Annotated in this window: 15 protein-coding genes; 12 read left to right on the forward strand and 3 right to left on the reverse strand. The window is 65.3% G+C overall.

All coding sequences use genetic code 11. The features are described 5' to 3' along the window. Positions 1 to 7 precede the first annotated feature (7 nt). The 8 genes from glyA to VJ673_RS14820 all read left to right on the forward strand — a co-directional run bounded on the left by glyA (position 8) and on the right by VJ673_RS14820 (position 11652). Positions 8 to 1261, forward strand: a complete 1254-nt coding sequence (gene glyA, locus VJ673_RS14785; RefSeq protein ID WP_324126897.1) for a serine hydroxymethyltransferase — start codon at positions 8 to 10, stop codon at positions 1259 to 1261. 177 nt (positions 1262 to 1438) lie between these two features. After that, a complete protein-coding gene (locus tag VJ673_RS14790; protein ID WP_324126898.1) occupies positions 1439 to 2818 on the forward strand; it encodes an L-serine ammonia-lyase in 1380 nt (459 codons plus the stop codon). 35 nt (positions 2819 to 2853) lie between these two features. Then, the gene (gene gcvT, locus VJ673_RS14795; RefSeq protein ID WP_324126899.1) at positions 2854 to 3984 is read left to right on the forward strand and encodes a glycine cleavage system aminomethyltransferase GcvT; all 1131 of its coding nucleotides are present in this window, start codon (positions 2854 to 2856) and stop codon (positions 3982 to 3984) included. Between the two features lie 87 nt (positions 3985 to 4071). Then, the gene (gene lipA / locus VJ673_RS14800) at positions 4072 to 5040 is read left to right on the forward strand and encodes a lipoyl synthase (RefSeq protein WP_324126900.1); all 969 of its coding nucleotides are present in this window, start codon (positions 4072 to 4074) and stop codon (positions 5038 to 5040) included. Between the two features lie 5 nt (positions 5041 to 5045). Further along, complete coding sequence (locus VJ673_RS14805; protein ID WP_324126901.1) at positions 5046 to 5477, forward strand: dihydroneopterin aldolase; 432 nt, start codon at positions 5046 to 5048, stop codon at positions 5475 to 5477. Positions 5478 to 5522: 45 nt separating this feature from the next. Continuing rightward, positions 5523 to 6641 carry an aminodeoxychorismate synthase component I gene (pabB, locus tag VJ673_RS14810; protein WP_324126902.1) on the forward strand — a complete coding sequence of 373 codons (1119 nt, stop codon included), beginning with the start codon at positions 5523 to 5525 and terminating at the stop codon, positions 6639 to 6641. Positions 6642 to 6841: 200 nt separating this feature from the next. Next, positions 6842 to 10291 carry a pyruvate carboxylase gene (locus VJ673_RS14815; protein ID WP_324126903.1) on the forward strand — a complete coding sequence of 1150 codons (3450 nt, stop codon included), beginning with the start codon at positions 6842 to 6844 and terminating at the stop codon, positions 10289 to 10291. A 215-nt stretch (positions 10292 to 10506) separates the two neighbouring features. Then, positions 10507 to 11652 carry a branched-chain amino acid ABC transporter substrate-binding protein gene (locus VJ673_RS14820; RefSeq protein ID WP_324126904.1) on the forward strand — a complete coding sequence of 382 codons (1146 nt, stop codon included), beginning with the start codon at positions 10507 to 10509 and terminating at the stop codon, positions 11650 to 11652. Between the two features lie 24 nt (positions 11653 to 11676). Here the strand turns inward: VJ673_RS14820 and VJ673_RS14825 are convergent, their stop codons facing one another. Then, positions 11677 to 12372, reverse strand: coding sequence for a phosphatase PAP2 family protein (locus VJ673_RS14825; RefSeq protein ID WP_324126905.1), 696 nt, complete (start codon positions 12370 to 12372; stop codon positions 11677 to 11679). A gap of 92 nt (positions 12373 to 12464) precedes the next feature. Between VJ673_RS14825 and VJ673_RS14830 the strand changes: the two genes are divergently transcribed. Genes VJ673_RS14830 through VJ673_RS14840 form a run of 3 tightly spaced genes read left to right on the forward strand, consistent with a single transcriptional unit; the run spans position 12465 to position 14550 of the window. Continuing rightward, on the forward strand, positions 12465 to 12707 hold the full coding sequence (locus VJ673_RS14830) for an acyl carrier protein (protein ID WP_324126906.1): 243 nt from the start codon (positions 12465 to 12467) through the stop codon (positions 12705 to 12707). A 3-nt stretch (positions 12708 to 12710) separates the two neighbouring features. Further along, positions 12711 to 13964 carry a beta-ketoacyl-[acyl-carrier-protein] synthase family protein gene (locus VJ673_RS14835; RefSeq protein WP_324126907.1) on the forward strand — a complete coding sequence of 418 codons (1254 nt, stop codon included), beginning with the start codon at positions 12711 to 12713 and terminating at the stop codon, positions 13962 to 13964. A 40-nt stretch (positions 13965 to 14004) separates the two neighbouring features. Continuing rightward, a complete protein-coding gene (locus VJ673_RS14840) occupies positions 14005 to 14550 on the forward strand; it encodes a methyltransferase family protein (protein WP_324126908.1) in 546 nt (181 codons plus the stop codon). 9 nt (positions 14551 to 14559) lie between these two features. Here the strand turns inward: VJ673_RS14840 and VJ673_RS14845 are convergent, their stop codons facing one another. Together VJ673_RS14845 and VJ673_RS14850 are read right to left on the reverse strand one after the other, a co-directional pair. Then, on the reverse strand, positions 14560 to 16179 hold the full coding sequence (locus VJ673_RS14845) for a B12-binding domain-containing radical SAM protein (protein WP_324126909.1): 1620 nt from the start codon (positions 16177 to 16179) through the stop codon (positions 14560 to 14562). Positions 16180 to 16295: 116 nt separating this feature from the next. Further along, on the reverse strand, positions 16296 to 16559 hold the full coding sequence (locus VJ673_RS14850; RefSeq protein WP_324126910.1) for a hypothetical protein: 264 nt from the start codon (positions 16557 to 16559) through the stop codon (positions 16296 to 16298). Positions 16560 to 16984: 425 nt separating this feature from the next. Between VJ673_RS14850 and VJ673_RS14855 the strand changes: the two genes are divergently transcribed. Continuing rightward, on the forward strand, positions 16985 to 18065 hold a 1081-nt coding region (locus VJ673_RS14855), incomplete at its 3' end, for a calcium-binding protein (protein ID WP_324126911.1).

The following is an 18065-nucleotide window of genomic DNA, read 5'->3' on the forward strand; positions in this document are numbered from 1 at the left end:
TAATGAAATGTTCGAAAAATCCATGCAGATCGACGGATTCGACCCCGAATTGTGGGGCGCCATCGAATCCGAGCGTCACCGCCAGGAAGACCACATCGAGCTGATCGCGTCCGAGAACTACGCGAGCCCGCGCGTGATGCAGGCGCAGGGCACGGTGCTGACCAACAAGTACGCCGAGGGCTATCCGGGCAGGCGCTACTACGGCGGCTGCGAGCATGTCGACGTCGTCGAGCAGCTCGCGATCGACCGCGCGAAGCAGCTCTTCGGCGCGGACTGGGTCAACGTGCAGCCGCATTCGGGCTCGCAGGCCAACGCGGCGGTGTATTTCGCGCTGCTGCAGCCGGGTGAGACGATCCTCGGCATGAGCCTCGCGCACGGCGGTCACCTGACCCACGGCGCGAAGGTGAACTTCTCCGGCAAGATCTTCAATGCGGTGCAGTACGGCGTCACCGACGACGGCGTCATCGACTACGACGCGCTTGAGGCGCTGGCCGTCGAGTGCAAGCCGAAGATGATTGTCGCCGGCTTCTCGGCCTACGCCCGCCACCTCGACTTCCCGCGCTTCCGCGCGATCGCGGACAAGGTCGGCGCGCTGCTCTTCGTCGACATGGCCCACGTCGCCGGCCTCGTCGCCGCGGGCCTGTACCCCAGCCCGGTGCCCTTTGCCGACATCGTCACCAGCACCACGCACAAGACGCTGCGCGGTCCGCGCGGCGGCATCATCCTCGGCCGCGCCAACGCCGACATCGAGAAGAAGATCGCCTCGATGGTCTTCCCTGGCACCCAGGGCGGTCCGCTGATGCACGTCATCGCGGCGAAGGCGGTGGCTTTCAAGGAAGCGCTCGACCCCTCGTTCAAGGCGTACCAGCAGCAGGTGATCGCCAACGCCCGCGCGATGGCGAGCGTGTTCGTCGAACGCGGCTACAAGATCGTCTCCGGCGGCACGGACGACCACCTCTTCCTGGTCGACCTGATCGCCAAGGGCATCACCGGCAAGGCCGCCGACGCCGCACTGGGCGCCGCCCACATCACGGTGAACAAGAACACCGTGCCGAACGATCCGCAGTCGCCCTTCGTCACGAGCGGCATCCGCATCGGGACGCCGGCCGCGACCACGCGCGGTTTCGGCGTCGCCGAGGTGAAGGAACTCGCCGGCTGGATCTGCGACGTGCTCGACGACGTCGAGAACCCGGCAGTGATCGACGCGGTGCGGGCGAAGGTGTCCGCGCTGTGCGCGCGCTTCCCGGTGTACGGCCGTTAAAAAAGAAGAATAAGGGGCGCCCAGGGCGTCCCCTTCCGCGGCAGGGAGAGACCGCAGCTTTTCGGCAAAACTGGTTCCTGCTGCTGACAATCGGCTACCGCATGTCGGCGAACTCGAACAAGGGCAGCGAACTCGCCCCGGCCCCGCAAACCCGTTAAGCATTCCAGGCAGACAAAAATGGCAATCAGTGTCTTCGATCTGTTCAAAATCGGCATCGGCCCGTCGTCCTCGCACACGGTCGGGCCGATGCGGGCGGCGCAGGTCTTCGTGCTCGGGCTGCGCGAGGCCGGCCTGCTCGATCGTGTCGCGAGTGTGAAGGCCGAGCTCTTCGGCTCGCTCGGGGCCACCGGCAAGGGCCACGGCAGCGACAAGGCCGTGCTGCTAGGCCTGGAAGGCGAGGCACCTGACCTCGTCGATCCGGAGCAGGTCGAGGGCAAGCTCGCCCGCATCCGCGGCGAACAGTGCCTGATGCTCGCCGGCGAACGTCCGATCCCCTTCGTCGAGCGTGATCATCTCATCATGCACCGTCGGCAGTCGCTGCCCTTCCATCCCAACGGCATGCGCATCGCCGCCGTTGACGCGGCAGGCGAAGTGCTGCGGCAGAAGGTGTATTACTCGGTCGGGGGCGGCTTCGTCGTCGATGAGAGCGCGGCCGGCGCGGACCGCATCGTCGCCGATACCACGCCGCTCGCGCATCCTTACCGCAGCGGCGACGAACTGCTCGCGCAATGCCGCGAAAAGGAGCTGTCGATCAGCCAGCTGATGCTGGAGAACGAGCGCGCCTGGCGCACCGATGCCGAGACACGGTCGGGCCTGCTGCGCATCTGGGACGTCATGCAGCTGTGCGTGCGGCGTGGCTGCGAGAAGGAAGGCATCATGCCCGGCGGCCTGCAGGTGAAGCGCCGTGCGGCCGAGTGGTATCGCAAGCTTGCGAGCGCGCCGGAAGCCTCGCTGCGCGATCCGCTGACCGTGATGGACTGGGTCAATCTCTACGCGCTCGCGGTCAACGAGGAAAACGCGACCGGCGGACGCGTCGTCACCGCGCCCACGAACGGCGCGGCCGGCATCGTTCCGGCGGTGCTGCATTACTACAGCCGCTTCGTGCCCGGCGCGAACGAGGAGGGCGTGATCCGCTTCCTGCTCACTGCGGCGGCGATCGGCATCCTCTACAAGGAGAATGCTTCGATCTCCGGCGCCGAAGTCGGCTGCCAGGGCGAAGTGGGCGTTGCCTGCTCGATGGCCGCCGGCGCGCTCGCTGAAGTGCTCGGTGGCACCCCCGAGCAGGTCGAGAACGCGGCGGAGATCGGCATGGAGCACAACCTCGGCCTCACCTGCGATCCCGTCGGCGGGCTCGTGCAAGTTCCCTGCATCGAGCGCAACGCAATGGGCTCGATCAAGGCGATCAACGCTGCCCGGATGGCGCTGCGCGGCGACGGCAAGCACTTCGTGTCGCTCGACAAGGTCATCAAGACCATGCGCGACACCGGCGCCGACATGAAGCTCAAATACAAGGAAACGGCGCGCGGCGGCCTAGCCGTGAACGTCATCGAATGCTGATCCACCCCTGACATCCCGACACTAAAGGAATCATGATGAGCGACAACCACTCCGACGCACCGCTGCTGCGCACCCCGCTGTACGACCTTCACGTCTCCCTCGGCGCCAAGATGGTGCCCTTCGCCGGCTACGAGATGCCCGTCCAGTACCCGACAGGGATCATCAAGGAACACACCCACACCCGCACGCAGGCCGGCCTGTTCGACGTGTCGCACATGGGGCAGGTCTTCCTCGTCGGCCCGGAAGCCGCCGCGGCGCTGGAAACCCTGGTGCCGGTCGACATCATCGACCTGCCCGAAGGCATGCAGCGCTACGCGCTCTTCACGAACGAGCAGGGCGGCGTGATGGACGACCTGATGGTCGCGAACTTCGGTGACCGCCTGTTCGTGGTGGTGAACGCCGCATGCAAGGCGCAGGACATCGCCCACATGCAGAAGCACCTGTCCGGCCGCTGCAAGGTCGAGGTGCTGGAAGACCGCGCGCTGCTCGCGCTCCAGGGTCCCGCCGCGGGTGCAGTGCTGGCCCGCCTCGCGCCCGAAACCGCCGAGATGGTGTTCATGACGACCGCAACCGTCACGCTCGCGGGCGCCAAGTGCTTCGTCAGCCGCTCCGGCTACACCGGCGAAGACGGCTTCGAGATCTCGGTGCCCGCCGACGAGGCCGAGGCCCTGGCGCGCGAACTGCTCGCCCAGCCGGAAGTCGCCCCCATCGGACTCGGCGCGCGCGATTCGCTGCGCCTCGAAGCGGGCCTCTGCCTGTACGGCCATGATCTCGACGTCAACACGTCGCCGGTCGAGAGCAGCCTGCTGTGGGCGCTGTCCAAACCTCGCCGCGCCGGTGGCGCCCGTCCCGGCGGCTACCCGGGCGCGGATGTCATCCTCGGCCACATCGCCAACGGCGTGTCGCGCAAGCGTATCGGCCTGCGTCCCCTGGCTCGCGTCCCGGTGCGCGAAGGCTCCGAGATTGTCGATGCCAGCGGTCGCAAGGTCGGCGTCGTGACCAGCGGCGGCTTCGGCCCGACGCTGGAAGCGCCGGTCGCGATGGGCTACGTCGAAACCGCGTTGGCCAAGGTCGGCACCCAGCTCTCCGCGATCGTCCGCGGCAAGCCGGTCCCGATGGAAGTCGCCAGCACGCCCTTCGTGCCGCAACGCTACTACCGCGGCTGATGTAACGGGCGACCCGGCTCTCAATCGCCGATCAATACACCCTTGGATCGCGACCTCGAGAGCAGGTCGCCCGCCGGAGTCACTCTGATGCAGAACGCAAGCACCCCCACCCCGCAGACCGGAATCAAGCAGCGCGGCGCCGACAAGACCGCGCGCATTCCGATCAAGATCGTCCCGATCACGCCCGCCGAGCAGCTGCGCAAGCCCGAATGGATCCGCGCCGCCTTCCGCGGCACGAAGAGCGTGCGTCAACTCACCGGCACGCTGCGCGAGAACCGCCTGCACACCGTGTGCGAGGAAGCCAACTGCCCGAACCTGGGTGAATGCTTCAACCACGGCACGGCGACCTTCATGATCATGGGTGCGATCTGCACCCGGCGCTGCCCGTTCTGCGATGTGGGCCACGGCCGTCCGCTGCCGCTCGACCCTGAAGAACCGAAGAACCTCGCGCAGACCGTCACCGGCATGCGCCTGAAATACGTCGTGATCACGTCCGTCGACCGCGACGACCTGCGCGACGGCGGCGCCCAGCATTTCGCCGACTGCATCCGCGAGGTGCGCGAAGCGAACCCCGGCATCACCGTCGAAGTCCTGACGCCGGACTTCCGTGGCCGCGTCGAACTCGCGCTCGACGTGCTCACCGCCGTCCCGCCCGACGTCTTCAACCACAACATCGAGACCGTGCCGCGCCTCTACCGCGAGGTCCGTCCCGGCGCCGACTATGAACATTCCCTCGACCTGCTCGAAGCCTTCAAGGCGCGCCACCCCGAGGTCGCCACCAAGTCCGGCCTGATGCTGGGTGTGGGGGAGACGCGCGAGGAGATCGAGGCAACGCTCGCCGACCTGCGAGCGCACAAGGTCGACATGGTGACGATCGGCCAGTACCTGCAGCCGAGCCTGCACCACCTGCCGGTGCGCCGGTACGTGACGCCGGCCGAATTCGACGAACTGCGCGTCGTCGGCGAGAAGATGGGTTTCCGCCACGTCGCGTCCGGCCCGATGGTGCGTTCGTCCTACCACGCCGACCTGCAAGCGCGCGGCGTCATCGGGGGCTGAGCGCCATGAATGCGATCTGGAACGTCAAGATCGACCGGCTGGAAACGCTCCTTGCGGTCGGTCTATACGAGGACGAGCGTGAGGCGCAGCCGGTTTGGGTGTCCGTGACCCTGACGGGCTTGGCGCCGGCGGTGCCGGACGACCTCGACGGCTGCCTCGACTATGAGCCGTTGTGCCGTTGGCTCGTCACCGAATGGCCGCGCACGCGCCATACGCCGCTGCTGGAGACGCGCGTCAACGAAGTCTTCGACTTCGCCTTCGACCTCGATCCGCGCGTGCAGGAAGTGTCGGTTGGCCTCTACAAGCAGCGCGTCAGCCGCTTCGCGACGGCGGTCGGCATCGAACGCACCACCAACCGCGGCGAACACACCCGCGCCCGACAACATGCCGCCGCCCGCAACCAGGAGGTCAAGGAAGATGTCGCCCGTATCGAATGAGTGCGCGCGCTACGCACTGCGCATCGTGGTGCTGCGCTGAGCATCATGCAACATCTGCGCTTCGACTTCCCCGCCGACGCAGTCGGCGCCGCGCCACTCCACTTCACCCGCCCGCGCCTGCGGCTGGTGGCCCACCGCCCGGAAGCGGTGCCTGCCGTGCTCGCCCGAGCCGACACGCTCGCGCGGGCAGGGGAATGGGTCGCCGGCTTCGTGACCTATGAAGCCGGCGCGGCCTTCGACCCGGCCTTCCGCGTCCGTCCGCGCTCCTCCCTGCCGCTCGCGTGGTTCGGTGTGTTCGATGCGCCGACCGCCGCTGATGACCCGGTTCCGCCTGCTGCGGTGCGCTGCGACGACTGGCAGCCCAGCGTCGAGCGAGACCGCTACGACGCCGACATCGGCCGCATCCTCGACCACATCCGCGCGGGCGATGCGTACCAGATCAACCACACCATCCGCCTGCGCGGCCGCTTCGACGGCGACCCTTACGCGCTGTACCAACACCTGCGTGCACGTCAGCCCACCGGCTACTGCGCGATGCTCGACCTCGGGCGCCACCGCATCCTGTCGCTGTCGCCGGAGCTCTTCTTCCGGCGCGACGGCGAACGCCTGATCTCGAAGCCGATGAAGGGCACGAGTCCGCGCGCGAGCGACCCGACAGAGGACCGCCTGCGCGCGGATGCCTTGCGCGAGTCCGCGAAGAACCGCGCCGAGAACCTGATGATCGTGGATCTCATCCGCAATGACATGTCGCGAGTCGCCCGTCCCCACAGCGTCAGCGTGCCCGATCTCTTCGCTATCGAAACCTATCCCACCGTGCACCAGATGACTTCGACCGTCTCGGCCGAGCTGCGGTCCAACGTGGACCTCGCCGACATCTTCGCGGCGCTTTTCCCCTGCGGCTCGATCACCGGCGCGCCGAAGATCAAGGCGATGGAAATCATCGCCGGGCTCGAAGCCGAGCCACGCGGCATCTACTGCGGAGCCATCGGGTTGTTGAAACCGGGCGGCGACGCGGTCTTCAATGTCGCCATCCGCACGCTGGCCCTAGACGGCATGACGGGCCGGGCGGAGTATGGCGTGGGCGGCGGCATCACCGCCGACTCGGACGCGAACGACGAATACGAGGAGATGCGTGCGAAGGCCCGCATTCTGAGCGCCGCATAAACCGGGCGGGAGCGCGTCGGCGGCTTGTCTTTCCGTGATGGGCGTAAAACAGCAAGAACATGTCCATTACCGGACATTGTTGTAGCGCCCGGAGCCTTAAATTCACGACGGCCTGTTTCGATGACGATGCTCGGCCCGGCATCCGACGTATCCGCCAATAACAACCCCCAGCCACGCATGTGAGGAGCGCAGGGCACTACATGAAACCGATCAAGAGCATCCTCGTCGCCAACCGCGGCGAAATCGCGATCCGCGTGTTCCGCGCCGCGAGCGAGCTGGGTATCCGCACCGTGGCGATCTTCGCCAACGAAGACCGCTTCGCGCTGCACCGCTTCAAGGCCGACGAGTCCTACCTCGTGGGCAACGGCCAGAAGCCGATCGCCGCTTACCTCGACATTGCCGACATCATCCGCGTCGCGAAAGACGCCCACGTCGATGCGATCCACCCCGGCTACGGTTTCCTGTCCGAGAACCCCGAGTTCGCCGAAGCCTGCGCCGCCGCCGGCATCGCCTTCATCGGCCCGCAGCCGCAAGTCATGCGCGACCTCGGTAACAAGGTCGCCGCGCGCAACCTGGCGATGGCCGCGGGGGTCCCTGTCGTGCCTGCGACGGGCGCCTTGCCGCGCGACCTCGACGAGATCAAGCGCCTCGCCCGCGAAGTCGGCTACCCGCTGATGCTGAAAGCGAGCTGGGGCGGCGGCGGCCGCGGCATGCGCGCGATCGAAACGGAAGAAGAGCTCCCCGGCCTGCTCGACGTGGCCCGCCGCGAAGCGCTCGCCGCCTTCGGCAACGACGAGGTGTACCTCGAGAAACTGGTGCGCCGCGCGCGCCACGTCGAAGTGCAGATCCTGGGCGACACACACGGCAACCTCGTGCATCTCTTCGAGCGCGACTGCTCCGTGCAGCGGCGCAACCAGAAGGTCGTCGAGCGCGCTCCCGCGCCTTACCTCGAGGAGTCCCGCCGCACCGAACTGTGCGATGCCGCGCTGAAGCTCTGCCGTGCCGCGCGCTACACCCACGCCGGCACCGTCGAATTCCTGATGGACGCCGACACCGGCGCCTTCTACTTCATCGAAGTGAACCCGCGCATCCAGGTCGAGCACACCGTCACCGAACAGGTCACTGGTGTCGACATCGTCAAGGCGCAGATTCGCGTCACCGAAGGCGCACGGATCGGCGCGGAGGATGCCTATCTCCCCGCGCAATCGAACATCCGCCTCAACGGCCACGCGCTGCAGTGCCGCGTCACCACCGAAGACCCGGAGAACAGCTTCACCCCCGACTACGGCCGCATCACCGCCTACCGCAGCGCCGCCGGTTTCGGCCTGCGTCTGGATGGCGGCACCGCCTACTCCGGCGCCGTGATCACCCCCTTCTACGATTCCCTGCTCGTGAAGGTCACCGCCTGGGGCCACAGCCCGGACGAAGCCATCTCCCGCATGGATCGCGGCCTGCGCGAATTCCGCATCCGCGGCGTCTCCTCGAACCTGCAGTTCCTCGAGAACGTCATCGCGCATCCGCTCTTCAAGTCCGGCGAATGCACGACGCGCTTCATCGACACCACGCCCGAGCTTTTCCGCTTCCAGAAGCGCCAGGACCGCGCGACGAAGCTGCTGAAATTCCTCGGCGAAGTCAGCGTCAACGGCAACCCCGAGATGGCCGGCCGCCAAGCGCCGAAGCTTCCGCTCGCGAAGCCGATCAAGCCCGTGGTCGACCTCTCCGCACCCGCGCCCGCCGGCACGCGCGACCGCCTGAAGGATCTCGGCCCGCAGCGCTTCGCCGAGTGGATGAAGAACGAAAAGCGCGTGCTCCTCACCGACACGACGATGCGCGACGCCCACCAGTCGCTCTTCGCGACCCGCATGCGCACCCGCGACATGCTCGAGATCGCGCCGCATTATGCGCGCCTCGTGCCCGAGCTCTTCTCGCTCGAATGTTGGGGCGGGGCCACCTTCGACGTCGCGCTGCGCTTCCTCAAGGAAGACCCGTGGGAGCGCCTCGCGCGTCTGCGCCAAGCCGTGCCCAACGTGCTGTTCCAGATGCTGCTGCGCGCCTCGAACGCGGTCGGCTACACCAACTACTCCGACAACGTCGTGCGCTACTTCGTGCAGCAGGCTGCGAAGGAGGGCATCGACGTCTTCCGCGTGTTCGATTCACTCAACTGGATCGACAACATGCGCGTCGCGATGGACGCCGTGAATGAAGCCGGCGCGCTGTGCGAAGGCACGATCTGCTACACCGGCGACCTCTTCGACACGAGCCGCCCGAAGTACAACCTCCAGTACTACGTCAATCTCGCCAAGCAGCTCGAAAAGGCCGGCGCCCACATCCTCGGCATCAAGGATATGGCCGGCGTGTGCAAGCCGCGCGCGGCCCGTGCGCTAGTGAAGGCGCTGAAGGAAGAAGTCGGCCTGCCGATCCACTTCCACACCCACGACACCTCCGGCATCGCCGCCGCGAGCGTGCTGGCCGCGATCGAAGCCGGTGTCGATGCGGTCGATGGCGCGATGGACGCGATGAGCGGGCTCACCTCGCAACCGAACCTTGGCTCGATCGCCGCGGCCTTGGCCGGCTCCGATCGCGACACCGGGCTCGACCTCGACGCGATGCAGTCGCTGTCGCACTACTGGGAAGGCGTCCGCCGCGCCTACGCGCCTTTCGAGGCCGACATCCGCTGCGGCACCTCCGACGTGTACAAGCACGAGATGCCCGGCGGCCAATACACCAACCTGCGCGAGCAGGCCCGTGCGATGGGCATCGAGCACCGCTGGCCGGAAGTCTCGCAGTCCTACGCGGACGTGAACCAGCTCTTCGGCGACATCGTGAAGGTCACGCCGACCTCGAAAGTCGTCGGCGACATGGCGCTCTTCATGGTCGCCAACGACCTTACGCCCGAGGAAGTGCGCGACCCCGCCAAGGAAATCGCCTTCCCCGAGTCGGTCATCTCGCTCTTCAAGGGCGAACTCGGCTTCCCGCCGGACGGCTTCCCGAAGGACCTCGAACGCAAGGTCCTGAAAGGCGCCGAACCGCTGCAGGGTAGGGCAGGGGACTTCCTGCCCGAGGTGGACCTCGACGCCGCCCGCGCCGAAGCCGCCACCGCCACGGGCCGCCAGATCTCCGACACCGATCTCGCCTCCTGGCTGATGTACCCCAAGGTCTTCAAGGACTACGCTGCGCACCACGCACGCTTCGGCGACGTCTCGCTGCTGCCCACGCCCGTGTTCTTCTACGGCCTAAAGGACCGCGAAGAGATCAGCGTCGACATCGAAAAGGGCAAGAGCCTGATCGTGCGCCAGACCGGCAGCAGCGACACGCCGGACGAGGAGGGCCGCGTGAAGGTCTTCTTCGAGCTCAACGGTCAGCCGCGCCTGCAACGCATCCCAAAGGCCGGCGCCGCGCCCATCGGACGTCGCCATCCGAAGATCGACGAGGCCAATCCCAACCACATCGGCGCCCCGATGCCAGGGGCCGTCGTGACGGTCGCCGTGCACGCCGGCCAAAAGATCGCCAAGGGCACGCCGCTCGTGTCGATCGAGGCAATGAAGATGGAAACGGCCCTCACCGCCGACCGCGACGGCGTCGTCAAGGCCGTGTTCGTGAAGCCCGGCGACAAGGTCGCGGCGAAGGATCTGCTGGTCGAGCTGCAGTAGGCCCGACCCGCACACAGCGTTCTCCCCTCCTCTCCAGAGGGCTACCGGCCCGGGGCCTCGTGTCCCGGGCCGTTTTTTTGCGCCCGACGAGTGCCTTCGACATTCCCGCGTAGCTGAGCCATCCACCCCACCAATGCAAATTCCCCCAACTTCGGGCTGGGGATCGTTCATCATTGCAAGAATCGCGGGAGGCGATGGGATTGCACGGAGACTGGATGAACAGCGCAGGTCATTTCTTCACAAGGCTTCTGGTTTCGGCCGCACTCGGTCTGGCGTCACTCACAACGTGGGGCGTCGAGGAAACGGTCGTCAGGATCGGGCTGACCGGCCCGCTGACCGGGCCTCAAGCAGCCATGGGCAAGGATGACGAGAACGCCATGCGGATGGCGATAGACCGCCTCAACGCCCAGGGGACAGTCGTGGCGGGCAAGAAGCTGCACTTCGAGCTGATGTCGGAAGACGACGCCGCAGACCCGCGCACCGGGATGGCAGTCGCGCAGCGGCTCGTCGATGCCGAAGTCAAGGCAGTTCTCGGCCCCTACAACTCGGGCGTCGCGATTCCGATCGCGAAGGTGCTGAATGACGCCGGGATCGTGATGGCGACCGTTGCCTCCAACCCCAAGGTCACTCAGCTCGGATATCCCTTCGTCTTCAGGATCGGCCCGAACGATTTGGCCACCGGCGCGAGAATGGCAGCTTTCGCCGCAAAGCATCTGAAAGCGCGCCAGCTCGCCGTCATCGACGACAGAACCGCATATGGTCAGGGGATTGCCGACGAATTCATCAAGTCGGCGAAAGCGAACGGCATTCAGATCGTCGCCCGGGAATTCACAACGGACAGGGCGACCGATTTCGCAGTGATTCTCACCCGAATCAAGGCCGCCAATCCCGATGGCATTTTCTACGCCGGTTACCACGCGCAGGCAGGCCCCTTGCGTCGCCAGATGAAGGTGCTGGGGATGGACGGCTACCTGCTCGGTGGCGACGCGATCTGCAATGAAGAGATGGCAAAGGTGGGGGGCGAGGCGGTCGACGGGAAGGTGTATTGCCCGCAGTGGGGCGCGATCCTTGACCAGAGCAATGAAGGCAGGCAGTTCAGGGCCGAGTACACGAAGCGCTTCGGCGTCGATCCGCTGACCTATGCGGGTCCGATGTACGACGCGCTCTTTCTCATTGTCGAGGCCATGAAGAAGGCGAACTCCATCGAACCCAGACAGTTCCGCTCAGCGCTGGCGACGATCAGTTACCAAGGTCTCGCCGGAAGCTACCAGTTCGACGAAAAGCGGGACCTCAAGGATTCCCCGAGCAAGGTGTACTCGTTCAAGAACGGTCGGCCGGTCCCGGTGCCTGAGGCCGAGTAATCCGCCGTTCGTCTTGCTGGACCGTCAGATCACATGCGGTGCGATCCGCGAGACATGCCGTACCGACGGCAGCGCGAAGGCCAAGCCGACCACGATGCCCGCCACGACGTCGAGCGCGACATGCTGGCGGGTCGCCATCGTCGACCACAGGATCGCCACGCAGAACAACGCGTTTCCCCAGCGCAGCGCCACCGGCGCCCCCACCGAACGGGCGATGCGCTCGAGCCACAGCGCGGCGAACACCGACGACGCCACATGCAGCGACGGACACGCGTTGCCGGCGGCGTCCACCTGTTTGATCAGCGCCAATTCCGGGTAGAGCGACCAATCGATGCCAGCGGCCGGAACCGCCGTCGGCAGGAACCAAAAAATGCCGAGGCAGAACAGGCACAGCCCCGACATCCACACTGCGAACCACCATAGCGGGCGCAGGTTGTCGATGAAGGCGGGCGGCAGCGATACATAGACCCACAGGCTCGCGTAAACCGGAAAGGCTGCGGTCGAGAAGGGGATCCACGCATCGACCGCGAGGCGGGGCATCGTCGTCGGCGTCAACATCGGCTGGCGGAGAATTGCGAAGTAGGCCCAGAAGAACATCGTCATGAAGGCCATCGTGGCGACGGCTTTCAATGGCCAGTGCACGACGAAGCGGGACGCCAGTTGGCGGAACCAGGCAGGGCGCGAGGCCGCATCCAGCGGCAATACGGAGAGTGTCGACATAGCAGGCGAGGATAGTATCAAAGATCGGCGGGCCGCCAGGAACGCCGCCGAATCTATGTGAAACATCTGCTTTCAGTTAAAATCCGCGCGCTATGGATTCCATTGAACTCATTCGTGAATTTCTCGGCGAGCGCCTCGGCGTCGCGCCGGAAAAGGTCGTTTCGGAAGCGCCGCTCGACGGCCTCGGCGTAGACTCGCTGATGATGCTTGAGCTGATGTTCGAGTTCGAGGACCGCTTCGGCATCAAGCTGCCGTCCGATCTCAAGAACCCGCGCAGCGTCGGCGAAATGGCGGCGACGATGGACGGTCTGATCAGCACTCGCCAGGCGGCTTGACACGTGGTCGGGCGTCGGGTTGCGATCACCGGCCTTGGCCTGGTCAGCCCCTACGGCGGCGACCTCGCCGATTTCTTCTCGCGTCTGTGCGCGGGCGAATCGGCAATCCGCCACCTGCTCACGGACGACCAGCCGCGCCCCTTGTCGATCCCTTTCGTTTCGTGCCCGACGTTCGACCCGGACGTCGCGCTGGGCAGACCGCTGGCGTCGATGATGGACCGTTTCGCTCAGCTCGGCATGGCAGCCGCATTTGATGCATGGGATGACGCGGGCCTGCCGCGCGCCGTCGGCGACGAATCGCGCGATGACTGGGGCGTCTCCTGGGGCACTGCCCTCGGAGGCACCCTGGCGTATGAGAAGGGCTACCGGGAGCTGTGGCAGCGCGGCCGCGAACGCCTGTCTCCGCTTTCCGTGCTGCTTGGCATGAACAACGCCGCCAACGCCCACATCTCGATCCAGTTGGGCCTGGGCGGCGTCAGTGCCAGTCACACCGTCGCCTGCGCTTCGTCGGCTGTCGCGATCGGCGAGGCCTTCCGTCGCGTCCGCTCGGGCGAGGCCACGGTCATGCTGACCGGCGGCTCAGACGTGTCCCAGGCCTACGGCGTCGCCCGTGCATGGGAAGCCCTGCGCGTGATGGCGCCCGGCGACGCCGAAACCTCGCCTGCGGCCTGCCGCCCCTTCGCCGCCGACCGCCGCGGGCTGGTGCTCGGCGAAGGCGCCGCCGCCTTGGTGCTCGAGGACTGGGAGCACGCAGTCGCCCGAGGCGCGACGATCCACGGCGAGATCGTCGGCTACGGCGCAAGCTGCGACCATACTCACCTGGTGCGCCCCGAGGCCGCGGGACAAGTCCGCGCGCTGCATGCAGGCCTCGCCGATGGCGGCCTGACGCCCGACGATATCGGTTACGTCAATGCCCACGGCACGGCCACGGCCGAAGGCGATCCGATTGAGATCGCCGCGCTGAAAGCAGTCTTCGGCGAGCGCGCCGCGACCTTACCGGTCAGCGCGACCAAGTCCATGCACGGCCACCTGCTCGGGGCTGCCGGTGCCATCGAGGCAATCGCCACCGTGCTCGCGTTGCGCGAAGATGTCCTTCCGCCGACCCGCAACCTGGCGGACAATCTCGATCCGGCCTGCGTCGGAGTCGATCACCTCACCGTCGCGCGGCGCGGCAGCGCGCCTTGTGCTGCACTGTCCAATTCGTTTGCCTTCGGCGGAAGCAACGCAGTCCTCGTCTTTCGCTCCGTCCGGCCGTAAAGCACAGTAAACTCTCCGTCATTGTTTAGCGGAAGAGCATATGAGTCTGCCGATTTCCGATCTGCCCCTTTTCGTCTCAGGGACGGCCGGCTTGCTGTGGTTGTCGCGCAAGCCGCTGCGTAATCCGGGCAGCCATGGCTTCTACCGCTTCTTTGCCTGGGAATCGATCCTTGCGCTAACCATCCTCAATCGCAATGCAGCGGGCGATCAGATGTTTTCCGAAAGCCTGTTGCAGCTGAGCGTGCTGCCGCTACTGTTCGGCTTCATCGAGCTGCGCCGCAAGGGCAAGAGCGACGTCGCCCGCAGCGAGGACACATCGCTCTATGGTTGGGAAAAGACGACTGAGCTCATTACCGGCGGCGTTTTCGGCCTGATCCGCCACCCGATGTATAGTGCGCTGCTCGGCCTCGACTGGGGCATGTTCTTCCGCGCCGCCAGCTGGCTGGGTTTCGGCCTTGCGCTGTTTGCCACCGGGTCCCTGCTGTTGACCGCGTTGGCCGATGAGAAGGAATGCATCGCCTACTTCGGCCAGGCCTATATCGACTACATGCGCAGCACCCGCCGCTTCATCCCCTGGCTGTTCTGATTGTTCTGATCAGTCCGGCGCCACGGCCTGCATCGCCTGCCGGCGCGTCAACTTGACCGGTGACATCGCAACGACGTTATCGATCTGAAGGTCACTGGACAACTGGGGTTTCAGCCCCTGCGGCTGCCGAGGGTGAAGCTTAAATTCGCGCTTCGCCTGCTCGATCTGTTCCTTGTTCGAGCTGAAATACCGGGCCGCGGCGACGGTCTCCGGCAGATGCTTCAACACGTGCCATAGGCTCCAGCGGTGCTGCCATAGGCGTTTGGCAAAACGGCGACGGTAGCCCTTGCTGTCATAGAAGCGCTTGACGTGCCAGTTGTAGAGCGCGTCCATTTCCTCGCGCGAGAAGAAGCCTTCCGGCAGGTAGACGAAATTCAAGCAATTCATCAGCCGCCAATCCTCGATCGTCTCCCCGCCGACACCGCTCATGCATTCGTCCCAGATCGGCGCGCCGTGCAGCGGGCTGAACTTAGTCATGTTCATTTCATCGAGATCGAGCGAGAGGATGAAATCGCTGGTGGTCTTCACGGTCTCGGGCGTCTCGCCGGGCATGCCGAAGATGAATAAACCCTTCGCGCGTAACCCCGCAGCATGGATCTGGCGCACGGTGTCGCGCACCGCGTCGAGCGTGACCCCCGCCTTGTGGCGTTCCATCATCGCGGGGTCAGCCGACTCGATCCCCATCGAGACCATTAGCGCGCCCGCCTGCTTGAGCTTCTGCAGCATCTCGTCGGAGGTGTGGCCGGTGCGGATCGCGCAGTTGAACTGCACCCCGAGCGGCTTTTCGATCAGCATCTCGCACAAGTCCATCACGCGCTGCTTCTTCGCGGTGAACAAGTCGTCGTACATATTGATGTGATGGACGCCGAACCTGTCCCGCAGGTACTTCATGTGCTCGTAAGTGTATTGCGCGGAATTGGTCTTGTAGAGGCGCTCGAAGACGGTACGGTCGCAGAACGAGCAGGTGTAAGGGCAGCCGCGAGAAGTGATCATCGTCGCCCCGTAGCGCTTTTCGTACGCAAACAGGGGCAGATGGTAGGCGTGGGGAAAGCCGGTGAGCTTCTCGTAGGCGGGGAAGGGCAGTTCGTCGAGATCCACGATGCGGTCGCGGCGCGGATTGACGACGATCTTCCCGCTCTCGTCGCGCCAGACCAGGTTGCCGATATCAGCCGGAGGCTTGCCGTCTGCCAGGTCGAGCAGGGCCCCTTCGCCCTCGCCGATCACCAGATAGTCGATCTCGGCGAAATGCTCGAGGATGGGCGCTCCCAGCGACGAGACATGGACATTGCCGAAGACGATCTTGACCTCCGGACGCCTCTCGCGAATGTAGAGCGCCATGTCGACCGCATCCATGAAGCCCGAGGTGGTCGCCGAAAAACCGACGAGTTCCGGTTCTGTTGCCAGCACGATCTCGGCGTTCGCCACGATGCCTGCCGGCGCGTAGGGGCCGAGGCAGTCGTGCAATTGTACGCTGTGGCCGAACTTCTCCAGCCAGCTTGCAAGCTGCATGATGCCGATCGGGGCCATGCGATTGGCGAGAACGGAAAAATCCGGTTGACCGGGAACGAAATTGAAGCCGGCGGGATGGACTAACGTGATGCGCATCGTGGGGTCGCGGAAAGTGTTCAAGCGGCCTCAAGCTTGCGACGGCCGTCCGGGATATCGTGGGCACCATTAAAGCATATCCCGCGCGGTCCCATACGAAGGGACCTTGGCGACCCCGATCGTCCGGCGCCGTCCGGGATTCAGGAATGTCTCTTGGGGAGGTTCACGACGACTCCGCTCGGCTGCTCCCCCACGCGGGACGCTGCGTAATCGGCCAGCAATGTGTAGCAATGGGATTTCAGCAAGGCTTCCAGTTTCTCGACATGCTCGCTCGGCGCCGTCACGGATATCGACATCAGCGATTTTCCCGTCCTCAGATTGCGTTCTACCTGGAAATAGACGCCGTCATTCCATACTGCTACCGGGCTTCGAAACATGCCCATGATCCTCGAAACGATAGACATCGCAATGGCTCCTCATCGTGATATGACGAAATGATTACGGTGCCAGGGCCGAAGACCGATAATTTTGCGAAAACGTTCTGGTCGGTTTGAGGCTATTCGCTCCGCCTGACGCGCACATGCTGAGTACAAAGTGCGTTCCATACAATCCTAGAAAGGCGGTGTCCCATTTACCGGATTCGGGTTAGCGGAGCCTGCCGAGCTTTGCTGGCTGCGGTTCTGCGATGCGCGCTCGTGTCACGCGAATTGGATGTGCGATGTGCAGTAGTGCACCGGCGATGTAAAAAGTACACGCAGCGCACCGGGCATAAATTATTATGCCGTAGTTATTTGTGCAGGCACGATTCGGACCTTCACAGATGAATCGACATGCCGCCACGCCCCCTGGCTTTTCCGCCGAATCACCCCTCCATTTTCGAGTATCCAACATGCTTGATAGCCTGCTCGTCATCGACAGCGCCAACAACCGGATCGTCACTGCGTCGTCGATAAGTCCGAAACAGCTGGTGTTGTACCGTGATCCTGAGTCAAACGAGTGTGTTGCGCGCTTGTTGGGTTCCGACGTCGAAATGCGGTTCTTCCTTGGAACGATCCAGGAGATCCAGTTCCGTGACGGCACGGTGTGGGACGCGCTCGCGATCGACCAGGCCGTGATGCAGACGCAGCTCCAGCAAGGCACCGACGGCAACGAATGCATGTGGGGTGCGGACGGGAAGGACGTGCTGATGGGCGGGGCCGGTAACGACTGGATCGTCGGCAACGGCGGCGCCGATGTACTCGACGGCGGCGCCGGCAACGACCACCTCGACGGCGGCGCGGGGGCCGACACCTACGTCTTGGCCGCCGGCGGCGGCTCGGACACGATTGTCGACAGCCCCGCTTACTGGACGGAGCAGAACCGCATCGTCACCGGCCCGACCATCGCGACGGATCAGGTGATGCTGGTGCGTGAGCCGGGCAGCTACGATCAATACGGCAACTGGACCGGCGACCAATATGTGTTGCGCCTGCTCGGTTCGCACGATGAACTGCGCTTCATGCCCGGCACGATCCAGGAGATCCAGTTCGGCGACGGGACGGTGTGGGACGCGCTCGCGATCGACCAGGCCGTGATGCAGACTCAGCTGCAGCAAGGCACCGATGGCAGCGATCAGCTGTGGGGCACCGAAGGCGCGGACGTGCAGTTGGGCGGCGCGGGCAACGACTGGCTGATGGGCAACGGCGGCGCGGACGTGCTCGATGGCGGGGCCGGCAACGACCACCTCGACGGCGGCGCGGGGGCCGACACCTACGTCTTGGCCGCCGGCGGCGGCTCGGACACGATCGTTGACTCCGGCTCGTGGATCGATCAGAACCGCATCGTCACCGGCCCGACGATCGCCCCGGACCAGGTGATGCTGGTACGGGAGCCGGGCGGCTACGATCAATATGGCAACTGGACCGGCGATCAGTACGTGCTGCGCCTGCTCGGCTCGCACGACGAGCTGCGCTTCCAGCCGGGCACGATCC

Origin of the sequence: Aromatoleum sp. (genome assembly GCF_035254505.1) — a bacterium.
Classification (GTDB): Bacteria; Pseudomonadota; Gammaproteobacteria; order Burkholderiales; family Rhodocyclaceae; genus Aromatoleum.